Raw genomic sequence first — 14033 nt, 5'->3', positions numbered from 1 at the left:
CTTCACCCCGCCGTCGGGACGATGGAGTTGCCCAGGAAGTTCGGCAGCTCGGTCAGGCGCTGCTGCTGGGCGTCCAGGTCGGTCGGGTAGGTGGCGCGGTAGTGCCGGGTGACCTCTTCCACCTCGCGCCAGGTCGTCGGTGTCCGGCCGCCGTTGTGGGCGGGCGCGAGCTGGTCGTACAGCGTGGTGCCGGGCCGCAGGAAGAGCTGGTTGATGCCGAACCAGGCGGGCAGGTCGGCGGCCCAGTCGACGAGGCGGCCCGAGATGCACGCCTCGTCGCCCGGCAGACCCATCAGGACGAACGCGAACGGCACGATGCCCGCGTCGCGCAGCTTCAGGACGGCCTGCTTGATCTGCTCCTCGGTGACCCGCTTGTGCACGCCGGTGTCGGCGACCGCGGGCGACTCGGCGCCCAGCCACATGCCCTGGCAGCCCGCCCGCGCCCACTGCGTCACATCGCTCTTGAGCACCATCTCCGCCCGGGTCTGTCCCACCCAGCCCAGGTCGCGGCCTTCGAGGCGTTGGCACAGGTCGCCGTAGAAGGTGCGGTTGATGCCGAACACGTAGTCCAGGAAGAACACGAACTTGAGGCCGGCTTCCTGCTGGGCGTCGATCTCCGCGACCACCCGGTCCAGGGGCTGGGTGCGCATGCGGGTGCCGAACGGCAGGTGGCAGTAGGTGCAGCCGTACGTGCAGCCACGGGCGGCCAGGACCATTCCGCACGGGCCGGGCAGCGGCAGGCCGCCGGAGATGACCTCGGCGGTGTAGTCGGCGGTGGGCACCAGGTCGAAGGCGGGGAAGGCGAAGGAGTCCAGCGGGACGGCCGGGTAGGGCTTCGGGCGCGGGGCCGGGGAGTCGAGCAGGTTGTGCGGCGTGCTCCGGTCGCACAGGATCCGGTCCTCGACGCCCGCGAGCAGGTCGGCGACGGCGCCGACGGTCGCCGAGTCGGTCTCGCCGACGGCCACGTGGTCCACGGCCAGGTCGGCGCGGGTGGACTCGGGCAGCTGGGTGCCGTGCGGGCCGACCGCGACCGTACGGGCCGTGGGGAAGCGGGCGACGGCCCGCTCCACGGCCGCCCGCACCGGGCCGAGGTCCAAGGGGTAGCACTGGGCCCGGTCCGCGATGGCGCTGTAGACGACCATGACGTCGAACGGGCCCGCGTCGGCCGGGGCGTCCTGGAGGCGCTGGTCCCAGATGGTCACGGAGTGGCCCGCGGCCCGCAGTTGACCGGCGGCGGTCACCGCGTCCAGGGGGAGTTGGATGAAGTACCGGTCGAAGGGGTTGCTGGGGATGACGAGGCAGACGCTGCTCATGACGGCTTCACTTCCACGGTGGGGATTCGGGGTGCCGCCGGTGCCGGCGCGCCGACGGGCAGCTGTTCCTGGGCGCGCGCTCGGGCCGCGAGCCGGCTGATGCGGGTGATGCCACGCAGGTCGGGCGCGGGGTGCGCGCCCGGGGCGAAGAGCGTGGACAGGGCCCAGCGCAGGGCGTTCTCCATGGGCGAGTCGTGGATGAGCCACTCGCGGGCGCCCTCGGCCCGGCGCATGGTCAGGCGGTGCATGTTGCGCGGCAGGGGAGTGCCGCCGGGCAGGCCGACTGGGTCCAGTTCGAGGCTGAAGGACACCGGACCGGCGTCGACCCGTACGAGGCGCTGCCTGCTCTCGGCACCCGGGGGCGTCCGCGGGCACCAGCCGGGCACGGGGCAGCCGGGCCCCGCCTGCGGGCCGACGATGGTCGAGTACAGCTCCACGGCCGGCCCGTCCTGCGGGCGGGTCCTGTCGTGGGCCGCGACGCTCGTCAGCTCCGGGTCGTGGGCGACCCCGAGGTCGTGGGCGCCGGGGTCGGTCGCCAGGTAGCGGTCGTGCACGCCGGGCGGCAGGACCGTGCCGAGCAGGGCGAGCATGTGCAGCCACTCGTAGCCGAACACGCCGTAGTCGCGGTCGACGAAGCGGCCCGAGGCGATGTCCGCGCGCCGGTCCTTGCCGAAGGCGATCCGCACCGCGTCGATCGGGTGGCCCGGCGCCCACTCCTTGCGCGCGGCCTTGAGGATGCCGGGCGCGGCGGCGTGCGCGTACTGGTTCATGACGACCAGGCGGCTCTCGTCGTACTTGGCGAGCAGCGCGGCCAGGTCGGCGGCCTCCCAGGAGCGGCACACCGGCTTCTCGACGAGGAGGCGGGCGCGCGGGTCCCGGTCCAGGACGGCGGCGACCGTCTCCACGTGCGCGGCGGTGGGCGTGCACACCGACCAGACGTCGACCGGCGTCCGGCGCGGCACGTCCTCGATCCGGGTGAAGGCGGGCAGGGAGGGCGAGAGGCGGTGGGCGGCCGGGTCGACGACCGAGACGCGCACGCCGAGCCCGCTGAGCAGCCGGTGGTGCAGTTGTCCCGCGACGCCGTAGCCGACGACGCACACATGCGTCCTACCGGACATACGCGTCTCCCTCCGGCGTCGCGGTGTCGCCCGGCCCGGCGCCCGCGGGCCGCCCTTCGCGCAGGTAGCAGTCGTAGTACGCGGGGAAGAGACCGGCCTCGTCGATCAGTTCGTCGACGACGTCGAGGTGCACCCCCGGGGTGAAGGAGTCCACGTCCCGGCACAGGCGCTTGGCCGCGAGCAGGGTTCCGGCCCGGTAGGCGTCGTACCCGCGGTTGGCGATGCCCTCGTACTCGTACAGGTTGAGCGAGCGGCCGTCGCCGAGGAGCGTGACCGTCGCGCCGTGCGGCAGGTGGTGACGTACGCCCACGTAGGGGACGGGCGTCGACGTCGCGCCGCAGCGGCCCTCGCTGAGCACGCTGAAGTCCTTGGTCGCGAAGCCGGCGAGGAGCGTGCCGTCGGCGAGCAGCGGGACGTCCCGCTCGGTGACGGCCGTGCCGCCGCTGCTGCCGATGACGAGGAAGGGACGGTGTTCGGTGAGCGCCTCGGCGATGGTGCGGTGCGTCTCGAAACCGTCCTCGGCTGCCGTGATGAGCGCCAGGATGTCGGTATCCACGACGTGGACGCGACAGCCGAGCGCGCGCAGGGCGTGCGCCACGCGGTTGCCGAGCGTGCCGTAGCCGAGGACCAGCACATGGCGGCCGATGAACTTCTCCCCGGGCACGATCGCGCGCAGCCGGCGCACGCAGGAGTCGGCGATCTCGTTGTAGCCGAGGCGCGACTTGAGCTGCGAGCGGGCCATGTTCAGGACGGGCACGGCCAGTCGCCCCGGCGCGTCGTGGATGCGCTTGAGACCGCTGACGGTCAGTTCGATGGCCGCGTCCACCGGCTCGACGAGACCGTTGTCGCTGCCCCGGCCCTGGGCGAGGAGCCCGCCGTCGTCGATGACGAGGACCTTGCGGCCGACGGCGTGCGCCCGGCGGATGAAGTCTTCCACGCGGGCGTCGACGGCCAGCGCCTCGGCCCGGGCGGCCTCGTCCGCCGTCCCGTTGATCACCGAGTTGTCCAGGACGTCGCTGGCGTAGCCGCGGTGCAGGAACCACGCGTGCACCCGGTCCCGGTGCAGCGTGCGGTCGCCCTTGGACAGGGCGTAGATCCACTCGGGGGCGATCCCGGCCCGCTCCATGGCGAGCAGCAGGCCCACGCTGTTCTCCACGTAGTGGTCGCGGAAGATCAACGCCCAGTCGGCGAAGGCGGGCTCGGGAGCGTCGTAGCGGCCGAGCAGCGGCATCGCCGCCACGATCGAGTCGGCCTCGGCCTGCGTGTAGCACCGCGCGCCCCGCCCCAGCTCCTCCACGAGCGCCGCGAACACCGACTGGGCGCGCGGCGGCAGCGGCCCGGACGCCGACACGAGCACCCGGTGCCCGCCCGCCGCGGACGCCACGGCGTCGAGCGTTCCCGGCGGTCCGGCGGGCAGGGGAGCGCTGCGCACCGTCAGGACGGTGCCCTCCACGCGCACCGCGCACCGGCCGGGCCCCTCCTCGTACAGCCGGGCCGGTTCCCTGGGCCAGGTCTGACCGGCGATGACCGTGCGCACCGCCGCCAGGACGGCGACGGGATCAAGACAGCCGTCCACGACTTCGAACGGGCCCGACGGCCCGCACTGCGACACCTCCTCCTCCTGTTGAACGTGATTCGAACCGATTTCAGATACCGACATTTGTCCACCCATGCCCAGGCGTGCATTCCTTGTGAGAACAGCCTTGTGTGGCCCCGCCGTTGCTCCGTGCAGAGCACCGGCGCCCGGCCTCGGCAGCCACTCTCCGCCGGGAGGGGGCGCCCGGGCATCTGTCGGACGACGAGCCTCTCCGGGCGGCGCAGGGGGCAGGAATTCTGCAACATGGCGGCATAAACCTCCGGCCATCCGTCACGCGGGGCGGGATAGACCGAGGTGCATCAGTCAATGCATCAGTCGACGGGGGCGGTCACAGCGGAGGGCAATCTGGGATGTTCGTGGGTCGGGAGCGGGAACAGCACGAACTTGCGCGCGTCGCCACCGCGTTGACCGAGGGGCACAGCGGGTCCCTCGTCGTACGCGGGCCGGCCGGGATCGGCAAGAGCGCGCTGCTGCAGCACCTGCGGCACGCCTTGAAGCCGGAGGCGACGGTACTGACCGCGATCGGCGTCGAGAGCGAGACCGAGCTCTCCTTCGCCGCCCTGCACCAGCTCCTGTTGCCCCTGCTCCCCGACGTGGACCGGCTTCCGCCGCCCCAGGGTGCCGCCCTGCGTGCGGCCTTCGGCCTCCAGAGCGCCCCCGCCGACCGGTTCCTGGTCGCCCTCGCCGCGCTGACCCTCCTGTCCGAGGCCTCCCAGAGCGGCCCGGTGCTCCTCCTGATCGACGACGCCCAATGGCTCGACACCTCTTCCACGGACGCCCTGTTGTTCGTCGCCCGCCGCCTGGGCGAGGAGGCCGTGGGGATCGTCTTCGCCGTACGCGAAGGCTCCCGCCCCTTTTCCGCGCCGGGCCTGCCCGAACTGCGCGTGGGCCCCCTGGACACGGCCGCCGCCCGCGCCCTGCTCACCCACCACCTGCCGGAAGCCGCCCCCGCCATCCGCGACCGGCTCCTGCGCGAGGCCGACGGCAACCCCCTCGCCCTGGCGGAGCTGCCGCGTGCCCTCAGCCGCCCCCAGCTCGACGGCGCCGCGGTCCTGCCCGAGGAGCTCCCGCTCACCGAACGCCTGCAGCGCCTCTACCGGCACCGCGTCAACGGCCTCCTCACCCGCCCCGGCAACGCCCTCGTCCTCGCCGCGACCGAGGGCGACGGTGACCTGGCCGTCGTCCTGCGCGCCGCCGAGGACACCGACCGGGCCATGGACGAACTGGGCGCCGCGGAGAGCGCCGGACTGCTCGACCTCGACCAGCAGCGCCTGCGCTTCCGCCACCCCCTGGTCCGCTCCGCCTTCTACCAGGGCACCCCCCTCAGCGGCCGCCGCGCCGCCCACATCGCCCTGGCCGAGGCCCTCGACCCCGGCGACGACCGCCACGTCTGGCACCGGGCCGCGGCCGCGATGGGCCCCGACGCACAGGTCTGCCACCTCCTCGCCGAACTCGCCGACCGGGTGCGGGGCAGCGGCGGCGTCGCCACCGCAACCAAGGCGCTGCGCCGCGCCGCCGACCTGGCGCCGTCCAACGGCCTGCGGGCCCGTCTGCTGATCGACGCCGCCGACTGCGCCTGGACCGCCGCCGAGGCCGGCCAGGCCCACGCCCTGCTCACCGAGGCCGAGCCGCTGGCCGACCAACCCGCCCTGCGCGCCCGCCTCATGCAGGTGCGAGGCGCCATCGCGCACGCCTCCAGCGACCCGTCAAGGGCCTGCGCGACCCTCCTCGAAGGCGCCGCGCTGGTCCAGGACACCGACCCGCACCTCGCCCGCGAGTCCCTGGCCATGGCCGCCCGCTCGGCGTGGGTCGCGGACGATCCCGGGCGCCTGGCGCACATCGCGGGCGTCCTGGACGAGCTGGCCGCGGCGGACACGACGGCTGTGGCGGGCACGACGGCCGCGGCGGAGGCGGCAGGGGCGGAGGCCGCCGCGGCACGCGGTGCCCGCGACGCCTTCGGCTGCCACCTGCGCTACCTCAGCGGTCTCGCCGCCGATTCCACCACCGCGCCCACGCCCGCGAGTGCGGACGGTGACGGCTGTGGCGGTGACGGCGGTGACGGCGGCGGTGATGGTGACGGCGGCTGTGGCGGTGACGGCGGTGACGGCGGTGACGGCGACGGTGGCTGTGGCGGTGACGGCGACGGCGGTGACGGTGACGGCGGCGGTGGCGCTGACGTACGCGGCGCCCGCATCCCCGAGACCTGGCTCGACCCCGACGACCCCCACCCCTGGGTATGGCCTCCGACGTTCCTGCCCCACCTCCTGAACGCCACCCTGCCCTGGCGCGACGACCTGGAGCGGGCCGTGGACACCCTGCGCCGCCACGGCGCGATCGGCGCCCTGCCCATGTCCCTGGCCCCGCTCGTCGCCCTCCAACTGGTGACCGGGCCCTGGCCCGACGCCACCGCCAACGGCAGCGAGGCGCTCACCCTCGCGCGGGAGACCGGCCAGCTCGGCGCCGCGAGCCATCTGCGCGCCATGCTCGCCTGGATGGCCGCAGCCCAGGGCGACAGCGCCCGCTGCCTGCGCCTGGCCCGGGAGTCCCTCGACGTCGCCGTGCCGCGCCGCATCGCCAGCGCGGTCACGCTCGCCCACTGGGCGCTCGGCCTCAACGGCCTGGCCGAGCGCCGCCCCGCACACGCCGCGCAGGTCCTCGGTGAGGTCTGTGCGCCGGGCGGCTCGGCCGAACACTTCATGCTGCGCCGCCTGGTCCTGCCCGACTACGTGGAGGCCACCACCCGGGCGGGCCAGCACCAGCGCGCGGAGAAGGCGATGCGCCGCCTGGGCGGCCCACAGGCGCACGACGGACCGCACCTGCTCGCGGCCCGGCTGCGCTGCCAGGCCCTGCTCGCCCAGGGCGACCGCGCCGAGGAGCTGTTCACCGCCGCCCTCGACAAGGCCGACACCTCACCCTTCGAGACGGGCCGCACCCGCCTCCTGTACGGCGAACGCCTGCGCCGCGACCGCCGCATCAAGCTCGCCCGCGAACAACTGCGCCTCGCCGAGATCCAGTTACGCCGGATCGGTGCCCGGCCCTGGGCCCAGCTGGCCCGTATGGAACTGGCCGCGGCGGGCGACCGCTCCGCCCAGGCGGCCGCCCCCGCCAGAACCTCCGACCACCCCACCCTCACCGCGCGCGAACAGCAGGTCGTACGCCTGGCGGCCCAAGGCCTGAGCAACGGAGAGATCGGCGCCCGTCTCTTCCTCAGCCCCCGCACCGTCGGCTACCACCTCTACAAGGCCTTCCCCAAGCTCGGTGTGGCCTCCCGGGCCCAGCTCCTGGGCATGGCCTTCGACGAGGGAAGGTGACCGGGCCATCGGCGGTGGCCGCCCGGCGGGGCCCCACTGCGCGGAGGCGCCGTGGGTCATCCAATGGCCGGCCCAGATCGGCCAGTTCCCGTCGCGAACGAAACCTTCTACCTTCCACCCGACCGTCTGACCGGGAGCCACCGCGCCGCCGGCCCCGCTGAAGGGCCGGCGGATCTCCCGCGCCCGGCACCGGTCAGCGATGCCTGCCGAAGGCGTGAGGAATCCAGCGCTTCACTGGTGCCTCCGCGGTTCAAGCGGCCCCTGTCCTGTCGCTGATCTGGAAGGTGATCACGTCGACTTCGTCGGTTTCCGCCAGGTCCGGGTAGTGGCCTTTGAGGACTCCCCGGAGTTCGGTCGCGGTCGTGAGTCCCTCGGCTTGGGCGTCCTGGTTGGTGAGGTCGCTGAGCAGGCAGTGCCTGATGCCGGTCACCTCTGCCGGGAGGACGACTTCGGGGTCGCTCTCGAACACCAGCCGTGCCGGACCGAGCTGGGCCGGGTCCCGGAAGCGGGTGGTTTTGGTCTTGGCGCCGGAGCGGACGTCGTCGAGGTAGCGGGGGTTGAACCGGATGATCGGGGGACCGGCCGTCTCGGGGTCTTGGTAGACCGATGGGTCGAGACCGTTCATGCCTTCCGGGGTCCATCGCTGCGTCAGCGGCATCAGGTCGGCGGCGAGAACCGACCTGGGCCCCGCGGGCGTGGGTACGATGACGCGCATGGTGGGGTAGTAGTCCACGAAGACCTGCCGGTCGCGCCCGCACGGGCCGATGACTCCGCGGCCGTGGTTTCCCACGGCGACGATGCAGCGCATCTGGCGGGCGCCCTGGGCTCGTGCGGCTCCCAGAGCCACGAGTTCGGCGCAGGGCCCGCCGGTGAAGTGGTAGAGGTTCACACCGGCGAACATCCGGTAGTCGGCGGCCATGACCGCGGCGCCCATCGTGTGGATCCCGTCCTCGTCGGGCCCGGCGTCGGTATGCGCGTCCACGGTGCGGCGTGCCAGCTCCACGAGCTCACGCTCGTCATCATCGAGAGCTCGTGCAGATGACGGTACGTACACGTTCCCAGCCTTCTCTTTCGTCAGCGGTCGTCGAAGATCATTCCACGCCGCGCAGATGGGTTCCACGGGATTGCGGCTCGCCTTGACCGGCCCCCCAGGTGGCCCCGGCACTGGCGGCGGACGCGGCGCACGCGGCGCGGCCCGGTCCGGGCGCTCGGCCCCTCTGGTGGGATGGCGTCAGAGCGACGGCGGGAACGGCGACGCTCCGGCGGGTCCTACCCAGTCGCCGCCGGGACCAGGAAGAGGTGGATCGACTGGTCCTTCGCGCGGTACGGGTCGCTCGCCGCGCCCTTCTTCGCCCGGTCCGACACCACCACCACGTGGTCGGACGAGACCCAGGAGACGCCTTCGGCGGTGCCGTAGACGGTGTGCCCCTCGGTGTCCGTGGGGAGGCGGTAGACCGTGCCCTCGTCGACCTGCCACTTCTTCGGGGCGAGGCGGCCCACCCAGAGAGCGGACGAGGCCTGCGACAGGACGGCGATGCGGCCGTCGCGGACGGACAGGCCGCTGTAGTCCTCGAAGGGCAGGGACGCGGGCAGCCGTACCGTGTCCGTGTGGTCCCACTGGTCGGTGCCGCGGCGGAAGACCTGGATGCGGCCGCCGCCGGGCCGCCGACCCTCCTTGCCGCCCGTGCAGCGGTTGCCCTCGCACAGGGCGAGCAGGTGCCCGACCCCGTTCCGCTCCACCCACTCCAGACCCTCCATGCCCTTGTTGGCGTCCGTCAGCAGGAAGTCGAGCCACGCCGAGCCCCGGGGCCGCAGTCGGCTGTCGTGCTCCTGAACGCGGGCGCGGAAACCCTTGGGCTTGACCGGAACAGCTTCGCTGAGCGTGAAGTAGCGGTCCTTGACCGGGTCGTGAGCGAGATCCTCGTACCCCTCGGCCGCCGTCCCCTTGCCGCGCTGGGAACTCGCGGCGCCCTTGCGCCCGCCCGCCACTGGCAGGACGCCGTTCTCCGGGGACTTCGGTGACAGCTCGCTGCTGATCCTGATGAGGGACGTCAGGTTGTCGCAGACGACGAGGAAGACGCCGTCGCGGTAGAGCACGCCGCTCGCTTCGAGGCGGCCGCCCGCGCTGTCGCCGACCAGTTCCCGGATCTTGGCCTCCTTGACGAGGCGCAGCTCCGGGGCCTTGTTGTTCTTCGGCTGCTTCTTGGCGGTGGTCATGACGGCAGGGCCTCCATGGTGCCGGGGAAGACGGCACCGCTGGCGCCGTTGGGGTAGGTCTTGCGGAGTTCGGCGAGCTGACGTCGGGCGCTGTCGTAGCGCATCCGTGTGTAGTGGTAGATCCCGTAGGTGAACTGGGCGCCGCGGCTGAGTTCCCACTGGCGGTACGCGGCCCGGTACACCTCGTCGTTGGTGAACTGCCGCCCGGTGGAGGGCTGTCCGTGCGGGCTGGCCGACTCGAGGTACGCCGAGGGCGCGATGCGCTGCCACAGGCCCTCGCCCCCGGAGCCCTCCGCACCGATCAGCGCGGCGACACGGCCGGGGTCGAACTCCGTGTCGAGCAGGTACTCCAGGTGGTCGAGGTAGTACTGGCAGAAGTCGTGGTGGCGCAGCAGGTTGGTGAACAGCGGCAGCTGTGACACCTCGTGCGGGGCGTGCGTGATCCGGCAGTAGCCGCGCGTCATCGCGGGCCAGTCGAGCAGATCCGTGTACTGCCACTGGGTCGAGAAGAAGTCGACGCCTGAGCTGTTGTCGTAGTCCCAGGGGATGAACGTGAAGTACGGGCGTGACGTGAAGCCCCGCGCGTCGCCGAGCCGCCCCGAGTTGTAGAGGTAGTAGTTCGACGGCGTCGCGAAGTAGTTGTCCCAGCTGCCGAGGAGCACGTTGGCGCCCGCCCAGCGCAGGAAGGCCCGCACGTTCAGGACTCCCTCGACGGACGAGCGGAAGGCGTCGGACGCGAACGCGCCCTCGCTGCCGCGCAGTTCGACGCCGTTGACCGTACGGACGAGGGCGGCGAGGTCGTCGTAGGTGTTGGCGGCCGGATCGTCCTCGTTCGTCTTGAGGCGGTACGTCCTGTCGTCCGCCGGGCTGCCCGCGGTGAAGTACTGGTGACCGCCGTCCGAGCCGCCCGTGCCGGTGCGGTGCTCCAGGGTCGCGCAGCCGATGTCACCGCAGTACGCCTTGTAGAGGTTCCCTTCGGAGTTCTTGCCGAAGTGGTCCTTGAGGAACTTCTTGTCGACCTGCTCGATGACGGAGAACAGCCCCATGTAGCGGTCGTTGAGGAAGAGCGTCGCGTACGTGTGCTGCGAGGCGGGTATCCCCGCGCGCTCCAGGAGCCGCCACGCGACGGCCTCGCGCATCTGCGAGGGGTCGTTGTACATCGCCTTGAGGTTGACTCGTTCCATGCCGTGCAGCCGGTCCTCGCTCTCCCCGACCTCGAAGTCCACCTTCCAGGACCGCTTGGGCGCACGCGCTGTCATATTGCCGCTGTTGACCAGGGAGAAAGCGGGCGTCGAGAGCAGCAGTTCGCCGGGGGACTCGCTGCGGGCGAGCGTCAGCCGCGCACCCGGCGGTGCCACCGTCACCTCGTCCGCCGTAAGGACACCGGGCGGCCAGCCGGTCACCTTGACCTGATACAGGTCGTGAGCGAAGAACTCCGCTTTGTCCCGCGCCGCCGCCACGAAGCTGTCCACGGCCTTCCCGGCCTCGGTGGACTTCCCTTGCGGATCGCGGAGTACGAGTTTCCCGTCCGCGGCCTCCCCGTCGTGCTGCCCGGCGACCAGCAGGTCGAACAACGTGCCGAACTCGGCCTTCGTGCGCAGCGCGGCGTCGGTGGGCCCCGCCGTCGCGTTGGCCTGCTCGGCGAGGCGTCGACCCGGGCCCGGCGGCAGGTCACCGGGCACGAGGGACCGGTTCTTGAATGCGTCCCGGAATGTTGCCTTGTCGATGGTCCTGTCCACGGCGTCTCCCCAGGGGGTGCCAGAAGGTGAGCTTCCTTCTCTACGCCCGGCGCCACATGACCGCCAGCGGCAGAACCGGCCTTACCGACCTGGCGGCCGTCGAGGCGCTCGCTCACCACGCGGTCAACCGCCCAGCTCAGCGCGGTGCCGGCAGGCCCCAGGGGTCGCACAACCATCCGCCCGCCTCACGGGTCATAGCCGCGACACGAACAGGAACACCCATTGGGGGAGCCTTGAAGAAGTTCTCGGCGGTGCTGGCCACGAGCCTCGTGGCCTGCGCTGCCACACTGGTCGCCGTGCCTGCGGCACACGCGGGTGACGGCGGCTCCCGCAGCCGTACGGAGACCCTGCTGGAGGGCGGCAAGGTCTACGCCCTCTACGAGCACCTGTCCTCGCGCTTCCACCCGAGGGACGTCACGCTCAAGATCCACGCGCCCGACGACACCAAGGTCCTCGCCAGCCTCCGCCTCGACGGCACCGAGGCCTGCCCGGACACGAGCGAGTGCTTCGAGGACACCTTCCGGTCCGGGCCGGTCACCCTGCCCGCCATGGGTGCCTACGTGATCGACGTCGTGGCGAGGGAGGGACGGCCGAACGAGGTCGTACAGCGGTCGACGGGATTCCTCAACTACGGTCTCAACCCCAAGCTGACCCTCAGCAGCAGCCACCCGCGGATCTCCTACGACCACTCCGTGCTCGACGTCTCCGGATCCCTGGTGGCCGAGGACCCCGCCACCCACGAGGTGAAGCCGTTCGCCGGGGTGGGCATGTACTACCGCGCCCGCGAGGCCCGCAGGGAGGGCTGGGTGTGGACGGACGAGACGGGGCGGTTCACGTCCACCACGTACTTCAACGAGCGCAGCACCGACACCACGTACGAGTACATGTTCGACCAGCAGTACGAGTCCCTCGCTCTGCCCTTCCAGCAGCAGGCGCTGAAGCTCAAGGTGGACACGCCCGCCGGGACGGTCACCGCACCGTACGGCAGTGACATTCCGGTCCGCGGCAAGCTCACCCGCATCGCGGACGACGGCACGGAGAAGCCCCTGGCCGCCGAGGTGAACGTCGGCACCGACGGCACCGTGCGGAGCGGGGAGGACGGCCGCTTCACCACGCGGTACACGGTCAAGCAGGGCGGGCAGGTGAGCGTCCGGCCGACCGCGTCGAACTGGTTCACGCCGCCGTCCCCGCACACCTTCACGGTGGCCGAGCCCCCGCGGACGAGCAAGCTGTCGAACGTCGAGGGCAAGGTGGACAAGTACCGCAAGGTCACCTTCACCGGAAAGCTCGGTGTCACCCGGGGGACGTATCCGAAGGGGGCCACGGCGAAGGTCTCCATCGACCGCCGCCCGGAGGGAGGGGCCTGGTCGAGCACCGGCACCTTCGACGCCGCGTACGGCGCCTCCTTCACGGCGTCCTCGCCGCAGCAGGCCGACGCGGGCGGGCACTGGCGGCTCCGCCTCGTCAACGCCGACGTGGACGGGTCGAGCGCCAAGCTGGGACGCGCGTACACGCGGGTGTGGAACGACGGGGTCACGCCCGAGGGCGTGCGCAAGGGGGCGAAGGTCACGGCCAAGGGAGGCCTGATGCGCAAGTCGGGATCCACCTGGCGGCCGTACGCCGGGCAGAAGGTCCGCGTCTGGTTCAAGGCCGCGACGGCCGGGTCCGCGTGGAAGGAGCTGGGCAGCACCAAGACGCTCGGCGACGGCACGTTCAGCAAGAAGTTCACCGCGCGGCAGGACGGCACCTGGCAGATGCGCTACACCGACACGGACGCCTCCCACTACGCGGACCACGGACGTGAGGACTACGTCGACGTCCGCTGACGAGCACGGAAGCCCGCACGCGAGGGACGGGTACTGAGGCCCGCCCGTACACGAGGGACGGGTACTGAGGCCCGCACGCGAGGGACGGGTACTGAGGCCCGCACACGAGGCGGCCCCACCGGAAGTCATCCGGTGCGGGCCGCCTTTGTCGTCGGTGCGCACGCGCTTCGCGGCGCGGCCCGCTACCGCAGTCGCCCGTGAGCCGTCAATTGGCATTTCCTGGATTTAACGGTTCCTGTACCCACTCTTCTCCCGGTTAACTCGCCCATGTGTACCCGGTGTTTCGTGATGCCGGTCACGGTTGAACTTGATTCGCGTCCCACGTAGTGTGATCATCGCCGCCGAGAACGGGGGAAGTGCAGGCTGGTCGAGCGACCTGTAACGGGCGCTTGAGTAACAGAACTTGGGGGATGTGCGGAGCCGTCACCATCGTGTGCAACGGCCGCTTACGGGGGATTTTGCCGCTCTGGCATGAAGTAAATGACCGCTGCCTGACGTCTGTTCAGGCGCGGCTTGCTGTGTGTTTGGGCAGGTGTGTCCCCGCCCGCGTCCCTCTCCGTGCATGCCGAGAGGTGCAGTGTGAGCAATCCATTTGAAGACGATGACGCCCAGTACCTGGTCCTGGTGAACGATGAGGGCCAGTACTCGCTCTGGCCTGCGACGATCGAGGTCCCCGCGGGCTGGGAGGCGCAGTTCGGGCCGGACGCCCGCCAGGCCTGCCTCGCCCATGTCGAGGAGAGCTGGGCCGATATGCGCCCGCTGAGCCTGGTGCGGGAAACGGAATCCGCGGGTTCTTGAACACGGTGTGACGCGGCGCGGCAGTAGCGGTTCCCGTCGCTGCCGTCGCCGCCTTCACCTGCGTTTAATCAATTGCTCAATGATTGGTTGAGTATTCATGCGCCCGCTCTATCG

Annotated in this window: 9 protein-coding genes; 3 read left to right on the top strand and 6 right to left on the bottom strand. The window is 71.7% G+C overall.

Annotation, left to right across the window (positions count from 1 at the left end; genetic code table 11):
• Positions 1 to 2: 2 nt before the first annotated feature.
• From C9F11_RS00855 to C9F11_RS00845, 3 genes are read right to left on the bottom strand one after another with little or no spacing between them, the layout of a single operon-like run.
• Entirely contained in the window at positions 3 to 1313 is a 1311-nt protein-coding gene (locus C9F11_RS00855; RefSeq protein WP_138957407.1) for a radical SAM protein, read from the bottom strand.
• A complete protein-coding gene (locus tag C9F11_RS00850; RefSeq protein ID WP_138957406.1) occupies positions 1310 to 2431 on the bottom strand; it encodes a Gfo/Idh/MocA family oxidoreductase in 1122 nt (373 codons plus the stop codon). The genes C9F11_RS00855 and C9F11_RS00850 overlap by 4 nt, the downstream gene beginning before the upstream one ends.
• Positions 2421 to 4043 (bottom strand): hypothetical protein, encoded by a 1623-nt coding sequence (locus C9F11_RS00845; protein ID WP_249401529.1) that lies wholly within the window; start codon positions 4041 to 4043, stop codon positions 2421 to 2423. The genes C9F11_RS00850 and C9F11_RS00845 overlap by 11 nt, the downstream gene beginning before the upstream one ends.
• A gap of 335 nt (positions 4044 to 4378) precedes the next feature.
• On the opposite strand from C9F11_RS00845, the gene C9F11_RS00840 reads away from it, so the two are divergent.
• A complete protein-coding gene (locus C9F11_RS00840) occupies positions 4379 to 7339 on the top strand; it encodes a helix-turn-helix transcriptional regulator (RefSeq protein ID WP_138957404.1) in 2961 nt (986 codons plus the stop codon).
• A 250-nt stretch (positions 7340 to 7589) separates the two neighbouring features.
• Here the strand turns inward: C9F11_RS00840 and C9F11_RS49885 are convergent, their stop codons facing one another.
• The 3 genes from C9F11_RS49885 to C9F11_RS00825 all read right to left on the bottom strand — a co-directional run bounded on the left by C9F11_RS49885 (position 7590) and on the right by C9F11_RS00825 (position 11295).
• Entirely contained in the window at positions 7590 to 8342 is a 753-nt protein-coding gene (locus tag C9F11_RS49885; RefSeq protein WP_212767780.1) for an ASCH domain-containing protein, read from the bottom strand.
• Between the two features lie 266 nt (positions 8343 to 8608).
• On the bottom strand, positions 8609 to 9556 hold the full coding sequence (locus C9F11_RS00830) for a hypothetical protein (RefSeq protein WP_138957403.1): 948 nt from the start codon (positions 9554 to 9556) through the stop codon (positions 8609 to 8611).
• The gene (locus C9F11_RS00825) at positions 9553 to 11295 is read right to left on the bottom strand and encodes a CotH kinase family protein (RefSeq protein ID WP_138957402.1); all 1743 of its coding nucleotides are present in this window, start codon (positions 11293 to 11295) and stop codon (positions 9553 to 9555) included. Before C9F11_RS00825 ends, C9F11_RS00830 begins: the two co-directional genes overlap by 4 nt.
• A gap of 296 nt (positions 11296 to 11591) precedes the next feature.
• Between C9F11_RS00825 and C9F11_RS00820 the strand changes: the two genes are divergently transcribed.
• Together C9F11_RS00820 and C9F11_RS00815 are read left to right on the top strand one after the other, a co-directional pair.
• Entirely contained in the window at positions 11592 to 13121 is a 1530-nt protein-coding gene (locus C9F11_RS00820; protein WP_138957401.1) for a hypothetical protein, read from the top strand.
• A gap of 579 nt (positions 13122 to 13700) precedes the next feature.
• Complete coding sequence (locus C9F11_RS00815; protein ID WP_138957400.1) at positions 13701 to 13919, top strand: MbtH family protein; 219 nt, start codon at positions 13701 to 13703, stop codon at positions 13917 to 13919.
• The last annotated feature ends 114 nt before the right edge of the window (positions 13920 to 14033 follow it).

It is taken from the genome of Streptomyces sp. YIM 121038 (assembly GCF_006088715.1).
Lineage (GTDB): Bacteria > Actinomycetota > Actinomycetes > Streptomycetales > Streptomycetaceae > Streptomyces.
This window is presented reverse-complemented; position numbering and strand designations above follow the sequence as displayed.